Here is a 13,695-nt window from a genome sequence, read left to right as displayed (position 1 = left end):
GTGATCCAGTGCGATATTGCAATAAACTTTAACAACTCAATGTCGAAACTAAGTTCAAATATTGAACTCTAATAGGTAATATTGAGCGGATTCTTAAAAACAAAAGAGAGAATATGAAACGCATTTTTTCGATTATGGCTGTATTGCTAGTATCAGTTTCTATGGTGTACGCACCGGTTTCTGAAGCTAAGCGATTTGGCGGCGGTAAGTCTTTCGGTAAGAGCTTTAAAACAGCACCTGCACCAAAGGCTCAACCTACAAACACTAATTCACTGAACAACAAGGGCACACAAACTTCTCGCAAGGGTGGTTTAATGGGTGGCTTGATGGGAGGACTACTAGCAGGCGGTCTTCTTGCTGCGTTCTTTGGTGGAGCATTTGAAGGTATCCAGTTTATGGATATCTTGATCATGGGTTTGATTGCATTCTTTGCATTTAAATTCTTGCGAGGCATGCTGGGCTCGAAAGCCGGTAGCATGAATCAGCAACGCGCGGCTTACTCAAACGGCCCACAAGGCAACACTCAGTTCAGACAGGAAGCAGAGCCTCAACCGTTCTCGCAGCCTGCTCCAGGTACTGGATTTGGTAGCACTGCGCAATCTGATGTGCCACACAACTACCCGCCGGGTTTCGACCATGCAGCGTTTGTGAACGGCTCACGTGAGCACTACCGCATCCTTCAGGGCGCATGGAACCATAATGAGCTTGAGACGATTCGTGAATATGTATCGGCAAGTTTGTTCGACGACCTGAAATCTGAGCGAGCTTCACTGCAAGGTGAGCAACACACTGATGTGATGTTTGTGGATGCTGAAATTGTTCGTGCAGACTACGATGCTAGCAAGGCACAACTTAGCCTGCAGTTCTCTGGCCGTTACCGCGACACCATTGAAGGCGTGGAAGAAGATATCAACGATATCTGGCACCTTGAGCGTGACCTGACAGAGCAAAACGCACCTTGGTTGATTGTTGGTATTCAAGCTAACTAATTCCACTGGCGTTAACGTGTTTTCAAAGGCCTGAGCTATGCTCAGGCTTTTTTTTCGTCTGGATATAGGGGTTGTTCCATTAGGCTAGTGGATGTCAGTGATTGGCTCGGCGTGCGCTAAGATTCCAGCTCAAGGCTGGAATGACGTAAATAGTCGGGCTGGAATGACCTGATATTTAGAATTGATTGTACGTAGTTCCTATACCCCTTCGTCATGCTGGAAGCCACAAGGTGGCTATCCAGCATCTTAGATCCGAACACACTCCCAATAGACCTATTTTCCATCCCGCCAATCCTCAACTAACCTTACAGTCTGATTACAACAAGAGGGTATCCACATTATGGGCTTTATTCTGTTTTTGTTGATAGGTGCGCTAGCGGGGTGGCTCGCTGGCAACTTTATGAAGGGCGGCGGCTTTGGTTTGGTCGGTAATATTGTGGTCGGTATTCTTGGCGCAATCTTCGGTGGTGTTATCTTTAAGATCTTGGGCTTGACCGCTGGTGGCCTAGTGGGGTCTTTGGTGATGTCTACTGTAGGTGCGGTGTTGCTACTGTACATTGTTGGTTTAGTGAAAAAGGCTTAAAGGGCCTTTAGTGCGCCTGCATCGGCAGAACATTTCGATATCACGGTGTAATTGACGTATGATGCGGCAAGATTTTTAGAAGTAGAGTGCCATGGATACTATCCCAGTTAAGCAAGAGTCTGAGCCCGAAGTCAGTTGTAATACTTGTCGCGCTTGTTGCTGTCGATTAGAAGTAATGATCATTACCGATACAGGCGTCCCTGAAGAGCACATAGCAAGGGATAAGTGGGGAGGGGAGACCATGCTTCGTCTAGATGACGGATGGTGCTCTGCGGTGGATAGAGAGACCATGATGTGCACGATATATGAAAACCGCCCATGGATTTGCCGCGAATTCGAGATGGGTTCGTATGAGTGTCGCAACGAATGGCAACCGAGAGATTAGCTTCCAATAAAAAGGGTCGGTATAAACCGACCCTTTTTCATTTCAGCAGACAGTAAAAATTACTGAGTTGCCTGAATTGCTGTTAGAGCAACAGTGTAAACGATGTCGTCTACTAGTGCGCCGCGAGACAAGTCATTTACTGGCTTACGCATGCCCTGAAGCATTGGACCAATAGAGACTAGGTCTGCTGAACGCTGTACCGCTTTGTAAGTTGTGTTACCAGTGTTTAGGTCTGGGAATACAAATACAGTCGCTTTACCCGCTACAGGAGAGTTAGGTGCTTTAGAAGCCGCTACGTTCTCCATGATTGCAGCATCGTACTGTAGAGGGCCGTCGATCACTAGATCAGGACGCTTCTCTTGAGCAAGCTTAGTTGCTTCACGTACTTTATCTACGTCTGCACCTTTACCTGACTCACCAGTAGAGTAAGAAATCATTGCAACGCGTGGGTCGATACCAAATGCAGATGCAGAATCAGCAGATTGGATAGCGATCTCAGCCAGTTGCTCAGCTGTTGGATCTGGGTTGATTGCACAGTCACCGTATACCAATACTTGATCAGGCAGAAGCATGAAGAAGATTGAAGAAACGATAGACGCATCAGGTGCAGTCTTGATGATTTGGAACGGAGGAACGATAGTGTTTGCTGTGGTGTGAACCGCACCAGAAACTAGACCGTCTACTTCGCCTGCTTCCAACATCATAGTACCAAGGAATACTGAGTCTTGTAGCTTCTCACGAGCAACAACTTCAGTCATGCCTTTCTTAGAGCGAAGCTCTACTAGGCGTGCAACGTAGTTTTCACGTACTGCTTCAGAGTCGATGATCTCAACGCCAGCGCCAAGCTCAACACCTTGTTGTGCTGCAACGCGACGGATTTCTTCTGGGTTACCAAGAAGTACACAAGTTGCGATACCGCGCTCAGCACAGATAGAAGCAGCTTTAACGGTACGTGGCTCATCACCTTCAGGAAGAACGATACGCTTGTTAGCACGACGAGCATATTCTGTTAGCTGGTAACGGAATGCTGGTGGGCTTAGGCGACGAGATGCAACAACACCTTCAGTTAGAGAGTCGATCCATGGGCCGTCGATGTGGCTTGCAACGTGCTCGTTAACGAACTCGATACGCTCTTTATCGTCTGCAGGTACTTCAACGCTGAAGCTTTGCAGGTTAAGAGACGTCTGCCAAGTGTTTCCTTGCGCCTTGAAGATAGGTAGGCCAGTATCGAATGCTGGCTTACATAGACCTTGAATTTCTTTAGGGATGTCGTAACCGCCCGTCAGAAGTACAGCACCAATTTCAACACCGTTCATTGCTGCAAGAGCTGCTGCTACGATTACGTCTGGACGGTCTGCTGAAGTTACCAGTAGAGAACCTGGTTTGAAGTGCTCGATCATGTTTGGTAGAGAGCGTGCACAGAAAGTGATGCTCTTAATACGACGGCTAGAGATTTCACCTTCGTTGATGATATCTGCGTTAAGGTGCTTAGCCATGTCGATAGCACGAGTCGCGATAAGCTCAACACTCCAAGGCACGCAACCTAGTACGCGTACTGGGCTAGTGTTGAAGATTTCCATCGCTTGGATGTTTGCTTGATGCGCTGCATCTGAATCGTCAAAGATTTCAGATAGGTCAGGACGAGTACGACCTGCTTCATCTACTGGAGCGTTAAGTTTGTTGATGATAACGCCAGAGATGTTTTTGTTTTTCTTGCCACCGAAGTTAGATACTGCAACTTCGATACGCTCTTTAAGCTGAGATGGATTGTACGTGCCAGGGGTTGCAACGAATACGATCTCTGCGCCAAGAGTCTTAGCAATTTCTTCGTTTACTTGGTTTGCAAACGGGTGCTTACGAGTTGGAACAAGACCTTCAATCAGGGTCACGTCTGCATCGTTAATTTGGTTGAAACGCTCAACGATTGTTTCTAGTAGTACATCCATTTGCTCGTTACGGATAAGCGCTTGCGCTTCATCCATAGGAGTTGGAGTACCGATTTTGATATCGTTCGCTGATTCAAGAATGGTAGACGTTAGGTCAGGTTGGCTGCCACCAGTACGTGGCTGAGCGATAGGTTTGTAAAACGAAACGTTTACACCCTTGCGCTCCATTGCGCGAATAACACCCATGCTAACACTAGTAAGACCAACACCAGCGCTAATTGGGACGAGCATAATGGTACGAGACATAGTCTGAAGACCTCGAAATGTAATAAAAAGTCACAGCTGGGGGACAGCTGAACCAAAACTAAACGGGTGAGGAAGACCTCACCCGTTTAAAAGATTAAAGAGCAGCTAGACGAGCTGTGTCTTCTGCAATAACTAGCTCTTCGTTAGTAGAGATAACCATTGCTGGGATACGGCTGTTGGCAGTAGTGATAGTACCTTCGCCACCAAAGCGAGCTTTAAGGTTTGCTTCACCATCTACTTCGATGCCGAAGATGCCTAGGCGGTTAAGAACCATTTCACGGATTGGAGCAGAGTTCTCGCCGATACCACCAGTGAAAGTGATTGCGTCTAGACGACCATCTAGAGTTGCAGTGTAACCCGCAACGTACTTAGCAAGACGGTGACAGAATACGTCCATAGCACGAGTTGCTTCTTCTTTCTCGCCGTAGTTGTCTTCAACGAAACGACAGTCAGAAGTCACTTCAGTTAGACCTTGTAGGCCAGACTCTTTAGTTAGCATAGTGTTGATTTGATCAACAGTGTAGCCTAGAGAGTCGTGCAGGTGGAAGATGATCGCAGGGTCAATGTCACCACAACGAGTACCCATTACTAGACCCTCAAGAGGAGTAAGACCCATAGAAGTATCTACAGATTGACCATTCTTAACAGCACACACAGAAGCACCGTTACCTAGGTGACAGTTGATGATATTCACTTCTTCAACTGGCTTGTTTAGTAGGCCTGCAACTTCACGAGTGATGAATAGGTGAGAAGTACCGTGCATGCCGTAACGACGGATGCCGTGCTCTTTGTACAGGTTGTACGGTAGAGCGTATAGGTAAGACTCAGAAGGCATTGTTTGGTGGAACGCAGTGTCAAATACAGCAACGTTCTTTAGCTCAGGGAAGTTGTGCTTCGCTGCTTCAATACCAATGATGTGAGCTGGGTTGTGAAGAGGTGCGAAAGTCGCAGAATCTTGAATACCCTTAAGAACTTCATCAGTGATAAGTGCAGATTGAGTGAACTGCTCACCACCGTGAACGATACGGTGACCGATCGCGCCTAGGTTTTCTTTAAGTTCAGGCTTAGAAGCAAGAATAGTTTCTACCATGAATGCTAGTGCTTCTTCGTGAGCTGCGCCGTCGCCTAATTGAGCTTCGTGCTTACCGTCAAGTTTCCACTTGATACGAGCTTCAGGAAGGTGCAGACACTCTGCAAGGCCTGTTAGGTGCTCTGCTCCTGATTCTGCGTCAACAACAGCAAATTTAAGAGAAGAACTACCGCAGTTTAAAACTAAAACTAGCTTGGACATGTTTGTTTACCTGTATTTCATCTGATTATTCAGAAAGAATGAATTTAGTCTTCAAGAGTAGTCGAGTTTCAGTGTTGAAAGACTACTCTGTTTTTAATTGCAACAATTTCCCTTTGTTGACCGTATATACCTTTCAAGATACGTTTTTCAATCCTTGCTAACACGCCTTGCTCTCGCCTAATATGTAGTTAGGCATGATGCTATGGACGAGACGCTGACAAGGATAGCGATATTAGGCAAATATAACAAAAAAAATTGAAATTTCTTTATCTTTTATCAATTTTTTGTGGTTATTTTTTAAATCTTCAACTTTTTTTTAGCGGTTTGGGTATGGTTGAGAAAGTCGGAATGCTTCACAGATTGAAAGACGGTCAGACGTACATGGATCTTTGGCCCATGCGAAAAGAGCTTTCGCCAATGTTTCCTGAGCATCGCATTATTACTGCCACTCGTTTTGGTGTAAGAGTCATGCCTGCAGTTGCGGCTATTAGTGTATTAACACAATTGACCTTCCAAAATGGCTCAGGACTATCGCAAGCGATCATCGTTGCTCTGTTTGCGATTAGTTTGCCGGTTCAAGGTTTTTGGTGGCTTGGGACTCGCTCTAATACGCAACTGCCCCCAGCACTTGCCAACTGGTATCGAGAGATCCATCAAAAGATCTTAGATTCAGGGGCTGCGCTTGAGCCACCCAAAGCAAAACCTCGTTACAAAGAGTTAGCTCAGCTATTGAATCGTGCATTTAGGCAACTCGATAAAAACGTATTAGAGCGCTGGTTCTAAATACTCTCTCTTTATAAACGGCTTTTTCTTGCCTCGTAGAGTGTGCTTTTTGATGAAGTGCGCTCACCTCGTTTCATATCCTTTCTCTCAAATCGCTTTTTTCTGTGACATTTTCTTAACATTTCCACAAATAAGAGAGCTAAGTCACTTTGTTGGCTTTTGTTTTCTAACTCTTACTGGTAATAATAGATGTCTAGAGTGCTCTGTTTTGATTAAAGAAACATCGAATTAACGGTTATTTGATGCTTGTTTGTTCATTTTATCCTCTAAAAGGACATTTAATTCAGCTCTATTTGCTGATTCAAGGAGTGAAAATGAAGACAAATAAGATGATTGCCACCGCATGTTTAGTCGGTGCTGCGCTTCTATCTAGTACCAGTGTTATAGCAAAAACAGCTAAAGTGGCGGTCTCTCAGATTGTTGAACACCCGGCATTAGACGCAACGCGACAAGGCCTGCTCGATGGTTTAAAAGCGAAAGGGTATGAAGAAGGTAAGAACCTTGAGTTTGACTATAAAACCGCTCAAGGTAACCCCGCTATCGCGGTGCAGATTGCTCGCCAGTTTGTGGGTGAAAATCCTGATGTCTTAGTGGGCATTGCGACACCAACCGCTCAAGCGCTGGCGTCTGCGACTCGCTCCATTCCTATTGTATTTACCGCAGTGACTGATCCGGTAGGGGCAAAGCTGGTTCCGCATTTAGATAAGCCTGGCAAGAATGTGACGGGTTTGTCTGATCTATCTCCTGTGGCTCAGCACGTCCAGCTAATCCAAGAAATATTGCCTGATGTACAAACCATTGGTGTGGTGTACAACCCAGGCGAAGCTAACGCAGTGAGTCTAGTTCAACTGCTAAAAGCGGCGGCAAAAGAACAAGGCTTAACAGTTATCGAGTCTACAGCTCTGAAGAGTGCGGATGTGTTGTCTGCAACTCAAGCTATTGTTGCAGAAGCTGATGTTATCTATGCACCAACGGATAATACGGTCGCAAGTGCCATTGAGGGCATGATTGTCGCAGCTAACCAAGCTAATAAACCCGTATTTGGCGGGGCAACGTCTTACGTTGAGAAGGGCGCAATTGCTAGCTTAGGTTTTGATTACTACCAAGTTGGCGTACAAACTGCCGATTATGTTGCAGCAATCCTAGATGGCAAAGAGCCAGGCTCACTAGATGTAAAAATTGCCGAAGGATCTGATATCGCAATCAGCGAAACGGCAGCTAAGAAACTAGGCATTAGCATTCCTCAGTCTGTTGTAGCTCGAGCTACCCAAGTTAAATAAGTAAGTTAGCCAGCCTCAGGGCTGGCTTTTCCACTTTGTGGAGCTTAGAGCAGCGAAGGAGTATGTATGTCTGCTTTTGCATTTTTTGGGGCACTTGAACTTGGGCTGGTGTACGGCCTTGTTGCATTAGGTGTTTATCTTACCTTTCGCGTTTTAGATTTCCCCGATCTGAGCGTAGATGGTTCTTTTCCTATGGGCGCTGCGGTCGCAGCCACCGCGATAGTAGCGGGTATCAACCCTTGGTTGGCGACAGGAATGGCCATAGTCGCGGGTTCTATGACCGGCTGGGTAACGGCTTTTCTTGCGGTACGTTGCGGCATTTTACATTTGCTTGCTTCCATTCTTACCATGATTGCGGCCTTCTCAATCAATATCCGCATTATGGGTAGACCTAACGTAGCCTTGCTGGGTGAAGAGACGATTCTTACCCCGTTTGAGAGTATCGGCGATCCTATGCTGATTCGCCCTCTAGTGGTGGGCGTTCTCGTTCTTGTTGCTGCCATGTTTATTATCCGACTGCTGAACAGTGATTTTGGTCTTGGCCTTAGAGCGACAGGCGTAAACGCACGCATGGTCCGAGCGCAAGGTGGAAGTACGTCTTTCTATACCTACTTTGGACTAGCTTTGTCTAACGGCTTTGTCGGCTTTGCAGGCGCACTATTTGCGCAAACCAATAGCTTTGCTGATGTGACATCTGGAGTGGGAACCATAGTCGTGGGCTTAGCGGCCGTGATCTTGGGACAAACCCTTATCCCAGGGCGAAAGATCTGGGTAGCGGTAACAGCGGTTATTGTTGGCTCGGTCTTGTATCGTTTGGCGGTAGCCTTTGCGTTAAGTTCGGGCATGTTTGGGCTACAAGCATCCGATCTTAACTTAGTGACGGCTGTTTTAGTTGCGGTGGCATTGATTGCGCCGAAGATGAAGGCGAAATACAAAGCGAAACAAAAACTGCAACAAGCGCGCACTAATAAGGAGGTGGCATGATTGAATTAAGTAATATCCAAGTCACCTTTAATCCTGGCACTATTTTGGAAAACCGAGCTTTGCGCGGAGTCGACCTTGTCGTGCCTGAGCATGAGTTTTTGACTGTTATTGGCTCAAATGGCGCAGGGAAGTCAACCCTGCTCGGGGCGGTAACCGGTGAAACGCCTATGGTAGGAGGCAGCGTTGTTATCGATGGTATTGATGTCACGCGGCGTCCGGTGCACCAAAGAGCAAGTCTATGCGCTCGAGTATTCCAAGACCCTTTAGCGGGCACGTGTGGCGACCTTACGATTGAAGAGAATATGGCTCTAGCCTATCGCCGAGGACACCGACGTGGTTGGAGCTTAGCTTTATCGAGCAAGCGCAGAAAACTATTTCAAGATCGTATCGCTATATTAGGATTGGGGTTAGAAGATAGGCTTGGCGATAGCATTGGCCTTCTCTCTGGCGGCCAACGTCAAGCGGTAAGCCTGGTTATGGCCACTCTATCCGGCAGTAAACTTCTATTGCTGGATGAGCACACCGCAGCGCTTGATCCTCGCATGGCCGCTTTCGTCATAGATCTAACCAAGAAGGTAGTGAAAGAGTTCGACCTCACCGCGATGATGGTAACCCACTCAATGAAGGATGCTTTGGCTTGTGGTGATCGTACGGTAATGCTGCACCAAGGTGAGATTGTGTTGGATGTCGCGGGTGAGCAACGAGCTAATATGGGCGTTCCAGATTTACTGGATATGTTCAGTAAAGTTCGCGGTGAAGAGCTTACTGATGATGGGTTGTTACTCAGTTAGCCGATAACTCTACGCTATTATCTCTACAAAGCGTGATCTCCCCTTGATATGCGGTGGATCGCGCTTTTTTATCCCTGAATAATTCACTAATTTGTGGGCAAATCGTTCCGTTTCGGAGTTTGTATGCAAAGCCCATTTCTGTTTCATCCTCAATCGAGTGATAGTCTTACCTTTGATGGTACTCATTTAACCGCAACACTGTTTGTTGAACCTATTGATGGCATACAGCAAGTCGTCATCAGGCATGAGCCGGACAATGAGCAGTTTTATATCCCAATGTCTCAAATTAAAGATGCTTCTAAGGGACGACTGCAGGTATGGCAGGCTCGCTTTCCTATTAATGAAGATAGAGAGGTCTCTCACTATGTGTTCAAGGTACAGACCAATACGGCTCAGTATTGGTTAGATGCGCGCGGTGTTTCTAACCGTATTCCACCAAAGGAAGTTCATTTCAAATACAACGCTCAGCATCGCCCTGCGGATTGGGTTCAGAGTCAGGTTTTCTATCAGGTATTCCCAGATCGCTTTTGCAATGGCAACCCAGACATTGGCGTTTCCAGTGGAGAGTACAGCATCAAACAAGGAACGGTTGCTGCGATTGAATCTGAATGGGGCACGCCCATCAACAATGATGAATCAATGTCCGTTCAGTTCTTCAATGGCGACATTGCAGGCATTTACTCTAAGTTGGATTATTTGCAGGATTTGGGCGTAACAACCCTGTATCTCAACCCTGTATTTAGCTCTCTTAGTAACCATAAATACGATACGACAGACTATTTTAATGTTGATCCGCACATTGGCGACAATGAACAGCTCGCTGAGCTATGCCAAGAGGTTCATCGCCGTGGTATGAGGATAGTGTTGGATGCGGTATTTAATCATACCTCTGCTGAACACCCTTGGTTTGATAAAAGCGGCAAGGGCACCGACGGGGCGTACCATAACCTTGACTCCAAATATCGAGATTATTACTTCTTTGATGGGCAATCACAAAACTACGAGGGATGGAACGGTGTTCAAAACCTGCCAGTACTTAACTTCGAGCACCCAGAAGTGCGCGATTATATTTATGACTCCGACTCCGCAGTCATAAAGCATTGGCTACGTCCTCCGTACAGTATTGATGGCTGGCGCTTTGACGTTATCCACATGTTAGGCGAGGGCAAGGGCGCCTACAACAATGCGCACTATGTCAAAGCATTTCGTGATGCCACCAAACAAGAAAATAGCGAGGCGCTAGTGCTCGGTGAACACTTCTTTGAAGCCACCTCATGGCTGCAAGGAGACCAAGAAGATGGCGCAATGAACTACTATGGGTTTGCTCATCCCGTGCGCGCATTTTTCGCCAACCAAGATATCGCTTATGACCCTATTTCTTTATCTAGTAGTGAGTTTCAGCAATGGTTACTAGAAGCAAAAGCTAAGGTTCCTTGGCACAATCAGTTGGCACAATTGAACCAGCTAGACAGCCACGATACCGCGCGCTTTATTACCTTGTTGAAGGGTGATGAGGATAAAATGCGCCAAGCAGGTCTGCTCTTGATGACGTACATCGGTGTGCCGTGCCTTTATTATGGTACCGAGGTAGGCCTTGAGGGTGAGAACGATCCCGACAACCGACGCACCTTCCCGTGGGAGCGTGTTGAGCATTCGCAGTGGGTACCATTCTTCAAGAAAATGCTGGCATTGAGGCACAAGTACAAGGCGCTACAAAGTGGTGATTTGCACTTCTTTGAAAACCAAAATGAGCAACTGGCTTTTGCACGAAGCTTTGGTGATGAACAGCTGGTGGCGTTATTCAATAACAGTGATAAACCAAGCGAGTTTCGTGTGCCAGTGTGGCAATTAGGATTAGAGAGCGGTTCAGCCGAAAGTGTGCTTTCAGAAGAACATGTATCCATTGAAAAGGGTGAGCTTGTGGTGACCTTAAGTGGTAAAGGCTGCGACCTAATCAAGCTATAACTATTTGAATGAAATAAAGAAAACGACCTTTAATATGTATGGAATTAAAGGTCGTTAAATGAGTTTCCTATCCTAGAACCTAGAACCTAGAACCTAGAACCTAGAACCTAGAACCTAGAACCTAGAACCTAGAACCTAGAACCTAGAACCTAGAACCTAGAACCTAGATTGTTAACCTCAAGCACTGGCTAGCAACTCTTGGTGATAGCGCTGAATGTATTCCACGATAGGTTCGGCCTTGTTATAGGTGCGTATGCTATGGAACAGCTCTTTTGCCTCAGGGTATTGCTGGCGAAGATACGAAAACCATTGTTTTACACGATTCGGGTAATACAGCCCTTTATCGCCTTTCATCTCATATTCTGAGTATCTTAATAGCAGGGATACTACTTCATTCCACGGCATAACGGTTTGGTTGTGCTTAACCACATTGCCAAGGTTTGGCACGTTGAATGCACCGCGACACACCATGAGAGAATCAATGCCTGTGGTCTCAATACAGCGTTGTCCGTCTTGGTAATTCCAGATTTCTCCATTGGCTATCAGTGGCATCTTGGTATGTTGACGAATCTTATTGAGATAATCCCAGCGGATCTGATCAGCGCGATAACCGCCTTCCTTGGTGCGTGCGTGTACGGTTAACTCACTGGCACCAGCATTTTCTACGGCGTCTACGATTTCAAAGCAATCTTCTGGGTTTTCCCAGCCAAGACGGATCTTTGCGGTCACAGGGATCTCGCTTGGCACGGCCTCACGACACGCGTTGATGATCTGATACATGAGCTCAGGCTCTTTTAACAGAACCGCGCCACCCTTGCTCTTGTTGACTAGGCGAGCAGGGCAACCAAAGTTTAGGTCGATTCCCGCAGCGCCAAGAGTCACGGCTTTGTGAGCATTTTCTGCCATCCACTGTGGATGCTGACCCAGAAGTTGCAAGTGTACAGGCGTTCCAGACTTTGTCTTGGAGCCTTGCAGGAGCTCAGGGCAAAGCTTGTAGAATGAACGGTCTGGCAATAATTGGTCGCTGACGCGCACAAACTCAGTGACGCATAGGTCAAAGTCGTTGATGTCAGTGAGGATTTCTCGCATTAAGTGGTCGAGAACGCCCTCCATAGGGCCAAGTACGAGACGCATTTTATTCTACCTTTGTTTGCAGGAGGGCGGATTTTAGTGGGTTTTGAGCAAAATGTCACCGACAAAGTGTTCTCGCCGCTGGCACTGTAGCAGCCTAGGACATTTTCACTCATACTAGAGGAAAATTTTAGAGAGTAGATATCATGAGTAATTTGATTGGCTTACCTGAGAATGTTCCAGAGAGTAGTTACTTTTGGGAAGGCGCTATTTTGGCCGCCAACTTGACGGTGAAGCCACTAGAGCCAGAATTGTGGGCTTCAGAGTTGTGTGGTGAAGAGTTTGAGGCAGTAAAGCCAACGCTCATTGAACATATCAATGCCCAATACGGCAAACTCAAAGCCAACCAATACTCAGTGCTTGAGCTAACGAATAATGATTCTGAACATCTTGCTGACTTAGCAGAAGGTTTTCTAGCGATATGGCCCATTGTTGAACAAGAGTGGCAGTCTACAGAGGTTGCTGACGGCACGGCAAGAATGCTATCGGCCTTGCTAACGACACTATCGCTATTGGTTGATGAGGAACAAACCCATCAGCAGATGAAAGAAGCAGGCTATGAAGAGCTGCCTCAAATTAACGATCTTCAGCCGCAGCTTGATTTGATGGTCAATGAGGTCGCACAAGCAGCCGATGAGCTTATGGTGGGCAATAAGAGTCAAACACTCAATCCATTTAAGGATGTGGGGCGCAATGACTCTTGTCCTTGTGGCAGTGGTAAGAAATTTAAGAAGTGTTGCGGTTCTTAAAACCTAGAACCTAGGTCCTAGGCTGTCGATTCTAGGTCCTAGATTTTAACCCAACCAACTGAAGCAGTGTAAATACAATAGAAACACCTAAGCTCGCGCCAAAAATAATCACCAACCACTGTGGCATTGAGAGTTCAAAGAACTGCCAGACGATTTTGCTGCAATCACCAGAAGGCTCGAACATCCAAGGTACCCATTTATCTAGCGGTGCCCAGCTTGGGAAGTTAACAAAGATATCGCAGGTTTTAAACGGTGATGGGTGAAATTGATAGTCTACGTGTTCAAGAGCGAGCATGAGCCCTTTGTAACTAGATGCAATCCAGCCTACTAATCCTAGGCCACGAACAATGGGGTTTCGTGGTTTGCATAAGCCAACTGCGGCCGCAACGGCAATGCCCATCATAGCCACGCGTTCATAGATGCACATAACACAAGGAGCGAGTAGCATCACGTGTTGAAAGTACAGAGCACACAGCTCAAAGGCGATCATGGCAAATAGCAGAAGTAGCCACGACAGGCGTGAGCGAGAGAATTGATACAGGTTCTCGAGCATGAATTGATTTCCTTATATG

General features: G+C 46.6%; 12 protein-coding genes and 2 pseudogenes. 10 read left to right on the top strand and 4 right to left on the bottom strand.

All coding sequences use genetic code 11. From position 1 onward, the window contains the following. Nucleotides 1-113: 113 nt before the first annotated feature. From OCU35_RS19225 to OCU35_RS09550, 4 genes and pseudogenes are all read left to right on the top strand, one after another. Nucleotides 114-495: pseudogene (locus OCU35_RS19225) on the top strand (Tim44 domain-containing protein); the annotation flags it as partial. A gap of 44 nt (nucleotides 496-539) precedes the next feature. Further along, a pseudogene (locus OCU35_RS19220) lies at nucleotides 540-989 on the top strand (Tim44 domain-containing protein); the annotation flags it as partial. 340 nt (nucleotides 990-1,329) lie between these two features. Then, nucleotides 1,330-1,572 (top strand): GlsB/YeaQ/YmgE family stress response membrane protein, encoded by a 243-nt coding sequence (locus OCU35_RS09555; RefSeq protein WP_026012920.1) that lies wholly within the window; start codon nucleotides 1,330-1,332, stop codon nucleotides 1,570-1,572. 91 nt (nucleotides 1,573-1,663) lie between these two features. Beyond that, nucleotides 1,664-1,957: a YkgJ family cysteine cluster protein gene (locus OCU35_RS09550; protein ID WP_102562381.1), complete on the top strand. Its 294-nt coding sequence runs from the start codon at nucleotides 1,664-1,666 to the stop codon at nucleotides 1,955-1,957. A gap of 59 nt (nucleotides 1,958-2,016) precedes the next feature. Here OCU35_RS09550 and pta read toward each other — a convergent pair whose 3' ends face one another. Beyond that, nucleotides 2,017-4,149 carry a phosphate acetyltransferase gene (pta, locus tag OCU35_RS09545; RefSeq protein ID WP_017027483.1) on the bottom strand — a complete coding sequence of 711 codons (2,133 nt, stop codon included), beginning with the start codon at nucleotides 4,147-4,149 and terminating at the stop codon, nucleotides 2,017-2,019. Between the two features lie 94 nt (nucleotides 4,150-4,243). Further along, nucleotides 4,244-5,440 (bottom strand): acetate kinase, encoded by a 1,197-nt coding sequence (locus tag OCU35_RS09540; protein ID WP_102367111.1) that lies wholly within the window; start codon nucleotides 5,438-5,440, stop codon nucleotides 4,244-4,246. A gap of 330 nt (nucleotides 5,441-5,770) precedes the next feature. Here OCU35_RS09540 and yfbV point away from each other — a divergent pair, with 330 nt between their 5' ends. From yfbV to malZ, 5 genes are all read left to right on the top strand, one after another. Then, on the top strand, nucleotides 5,771-6,223 hold the full coding sequence (gene yfbV / locus OCU35_RS09535; RefSeq protein WP_026012921.1) for a terminus macrodomain insulation protein YfbV: 453 nt from the start codon (nucleotides 5,771-5,773) through the stop codon (nucleotides 6,221-6,223). 314 nt (nucleotides 6,224-6,537) lie between these two features. Beyond that, on the top strand, nucleotides 6,538-7,503 hold the full coding sequence (locus OCU35_RS09530; protein ID WP_102539003.1) for an ABC transporter substrate-binding protein: 966 nt from the start codon (nucleotides 6,538-6,540) through the stop codon (nucleotides 7,501-7,503). Nucleotides 7,504-7,569: 66 nt separating this feature from the next. Further along, a complete protein-coding gene (locus OCU35_RS09525) occupies nucleotides 7,570-8,487 on the top strand; it encodes an ABC transporter permease (protein WP_261825266.1) in 918 nt (305 codons plus the stop codon). Beyond that, nucleotides 8,484-9,278, top strand: coding sequence for an ABC transporter ATP-binding protein (locus OCU35_RS09520; protein WP_017027488.1), 795 nt, complete (start codon nucleotides 8,484-8,486; stop codon nucleotides 9,276-9,278). The genes OCU35_RS09525 and OCU35_RS09520 overlap by 4 nt, the downstream gene beginning before the upstream one ends. Nucleotides 9,279-9,401: 123 nt before the next feature. Then, the gene (gene malZ / locus OCU35_RS09515) at nucleotides 9,402-11,243 is read left to right on the top strand and encodes a maltodextrin glucosidase (RefSeq protein ID WP_261825265.1); all 1,842 of its coding nucleotides are present in this window, start codon (nucleotides 9,402-9,404) and stop codon (nucleotides 11,241-11,243) included. Nucleotides 11,244-11,420: 177 nt separating this feature from the next. Here the strand turns inward: malZ and dusC are convergent, their stop codons facing one another. Further along, on the bottom strand, nucleotides 11,421-12,377 hold the full coding sequence (gene dusC / locus OCU35_RS09510) for a tRNA dihydrouridine(16) synthase DusC (RefSeq protein ID WP_017027977.1): 957 nt from the start codon (nucleotides 12,375-12,377) through the stop codon (nucleotides 11,421-11,423). A gap of 143 nt (nucleotides 12,378-12,520) precedes the next feature. Here dusC and OCU35_RS09505 point away from each other — a divergent pair, with 143 nt between their 5' ends. Then, the gene (locus OCU35_RS09505) at nucleotides 12,521-13,123 is read left to right on the top strand and encodes a YecA family protein (protein ID WP_261825264.1); all 603 of its coding nucleotides are present in this window, start codon (nucleotides 12,521-12,523) and stop codon (nucleotides 13,121-13,123) included. A 31-nt stretch (nucleotides 13,124-13,154) separates the two neighbouring features. Here OCU35_RS09505 and dsbB read toward each other — a convergent pair whose 3' ends face one another. Beyond that, a complete protein-coding gene (gene dsbB / locus OCU35_RS09500; protein WP_261825263.1) occupies nucleotides 13,155-13,676 on the bottom strand; it encodes a disulfide bond formation protein DsbB in 522 nt (173 codons plus the stop codon). Nucleotides 13,677-13,695: the final 19 nt, after the last annotated feature.

Source organism: Vibrio breoganii (assembly GCF_024346795.1).
GTDB classification, from domain to species: Bacteria; Pseudomonadota; Gammaproteobacteria; order Enterobacterales; family Vibrionaceae; genus Vibrio; species Vibrio breoganii.
The sequence above is the reverse complement of the archived record's forward strand: the minus strand, read 5'-3'. Positions and strand labels throughout refer to the sequence as shown.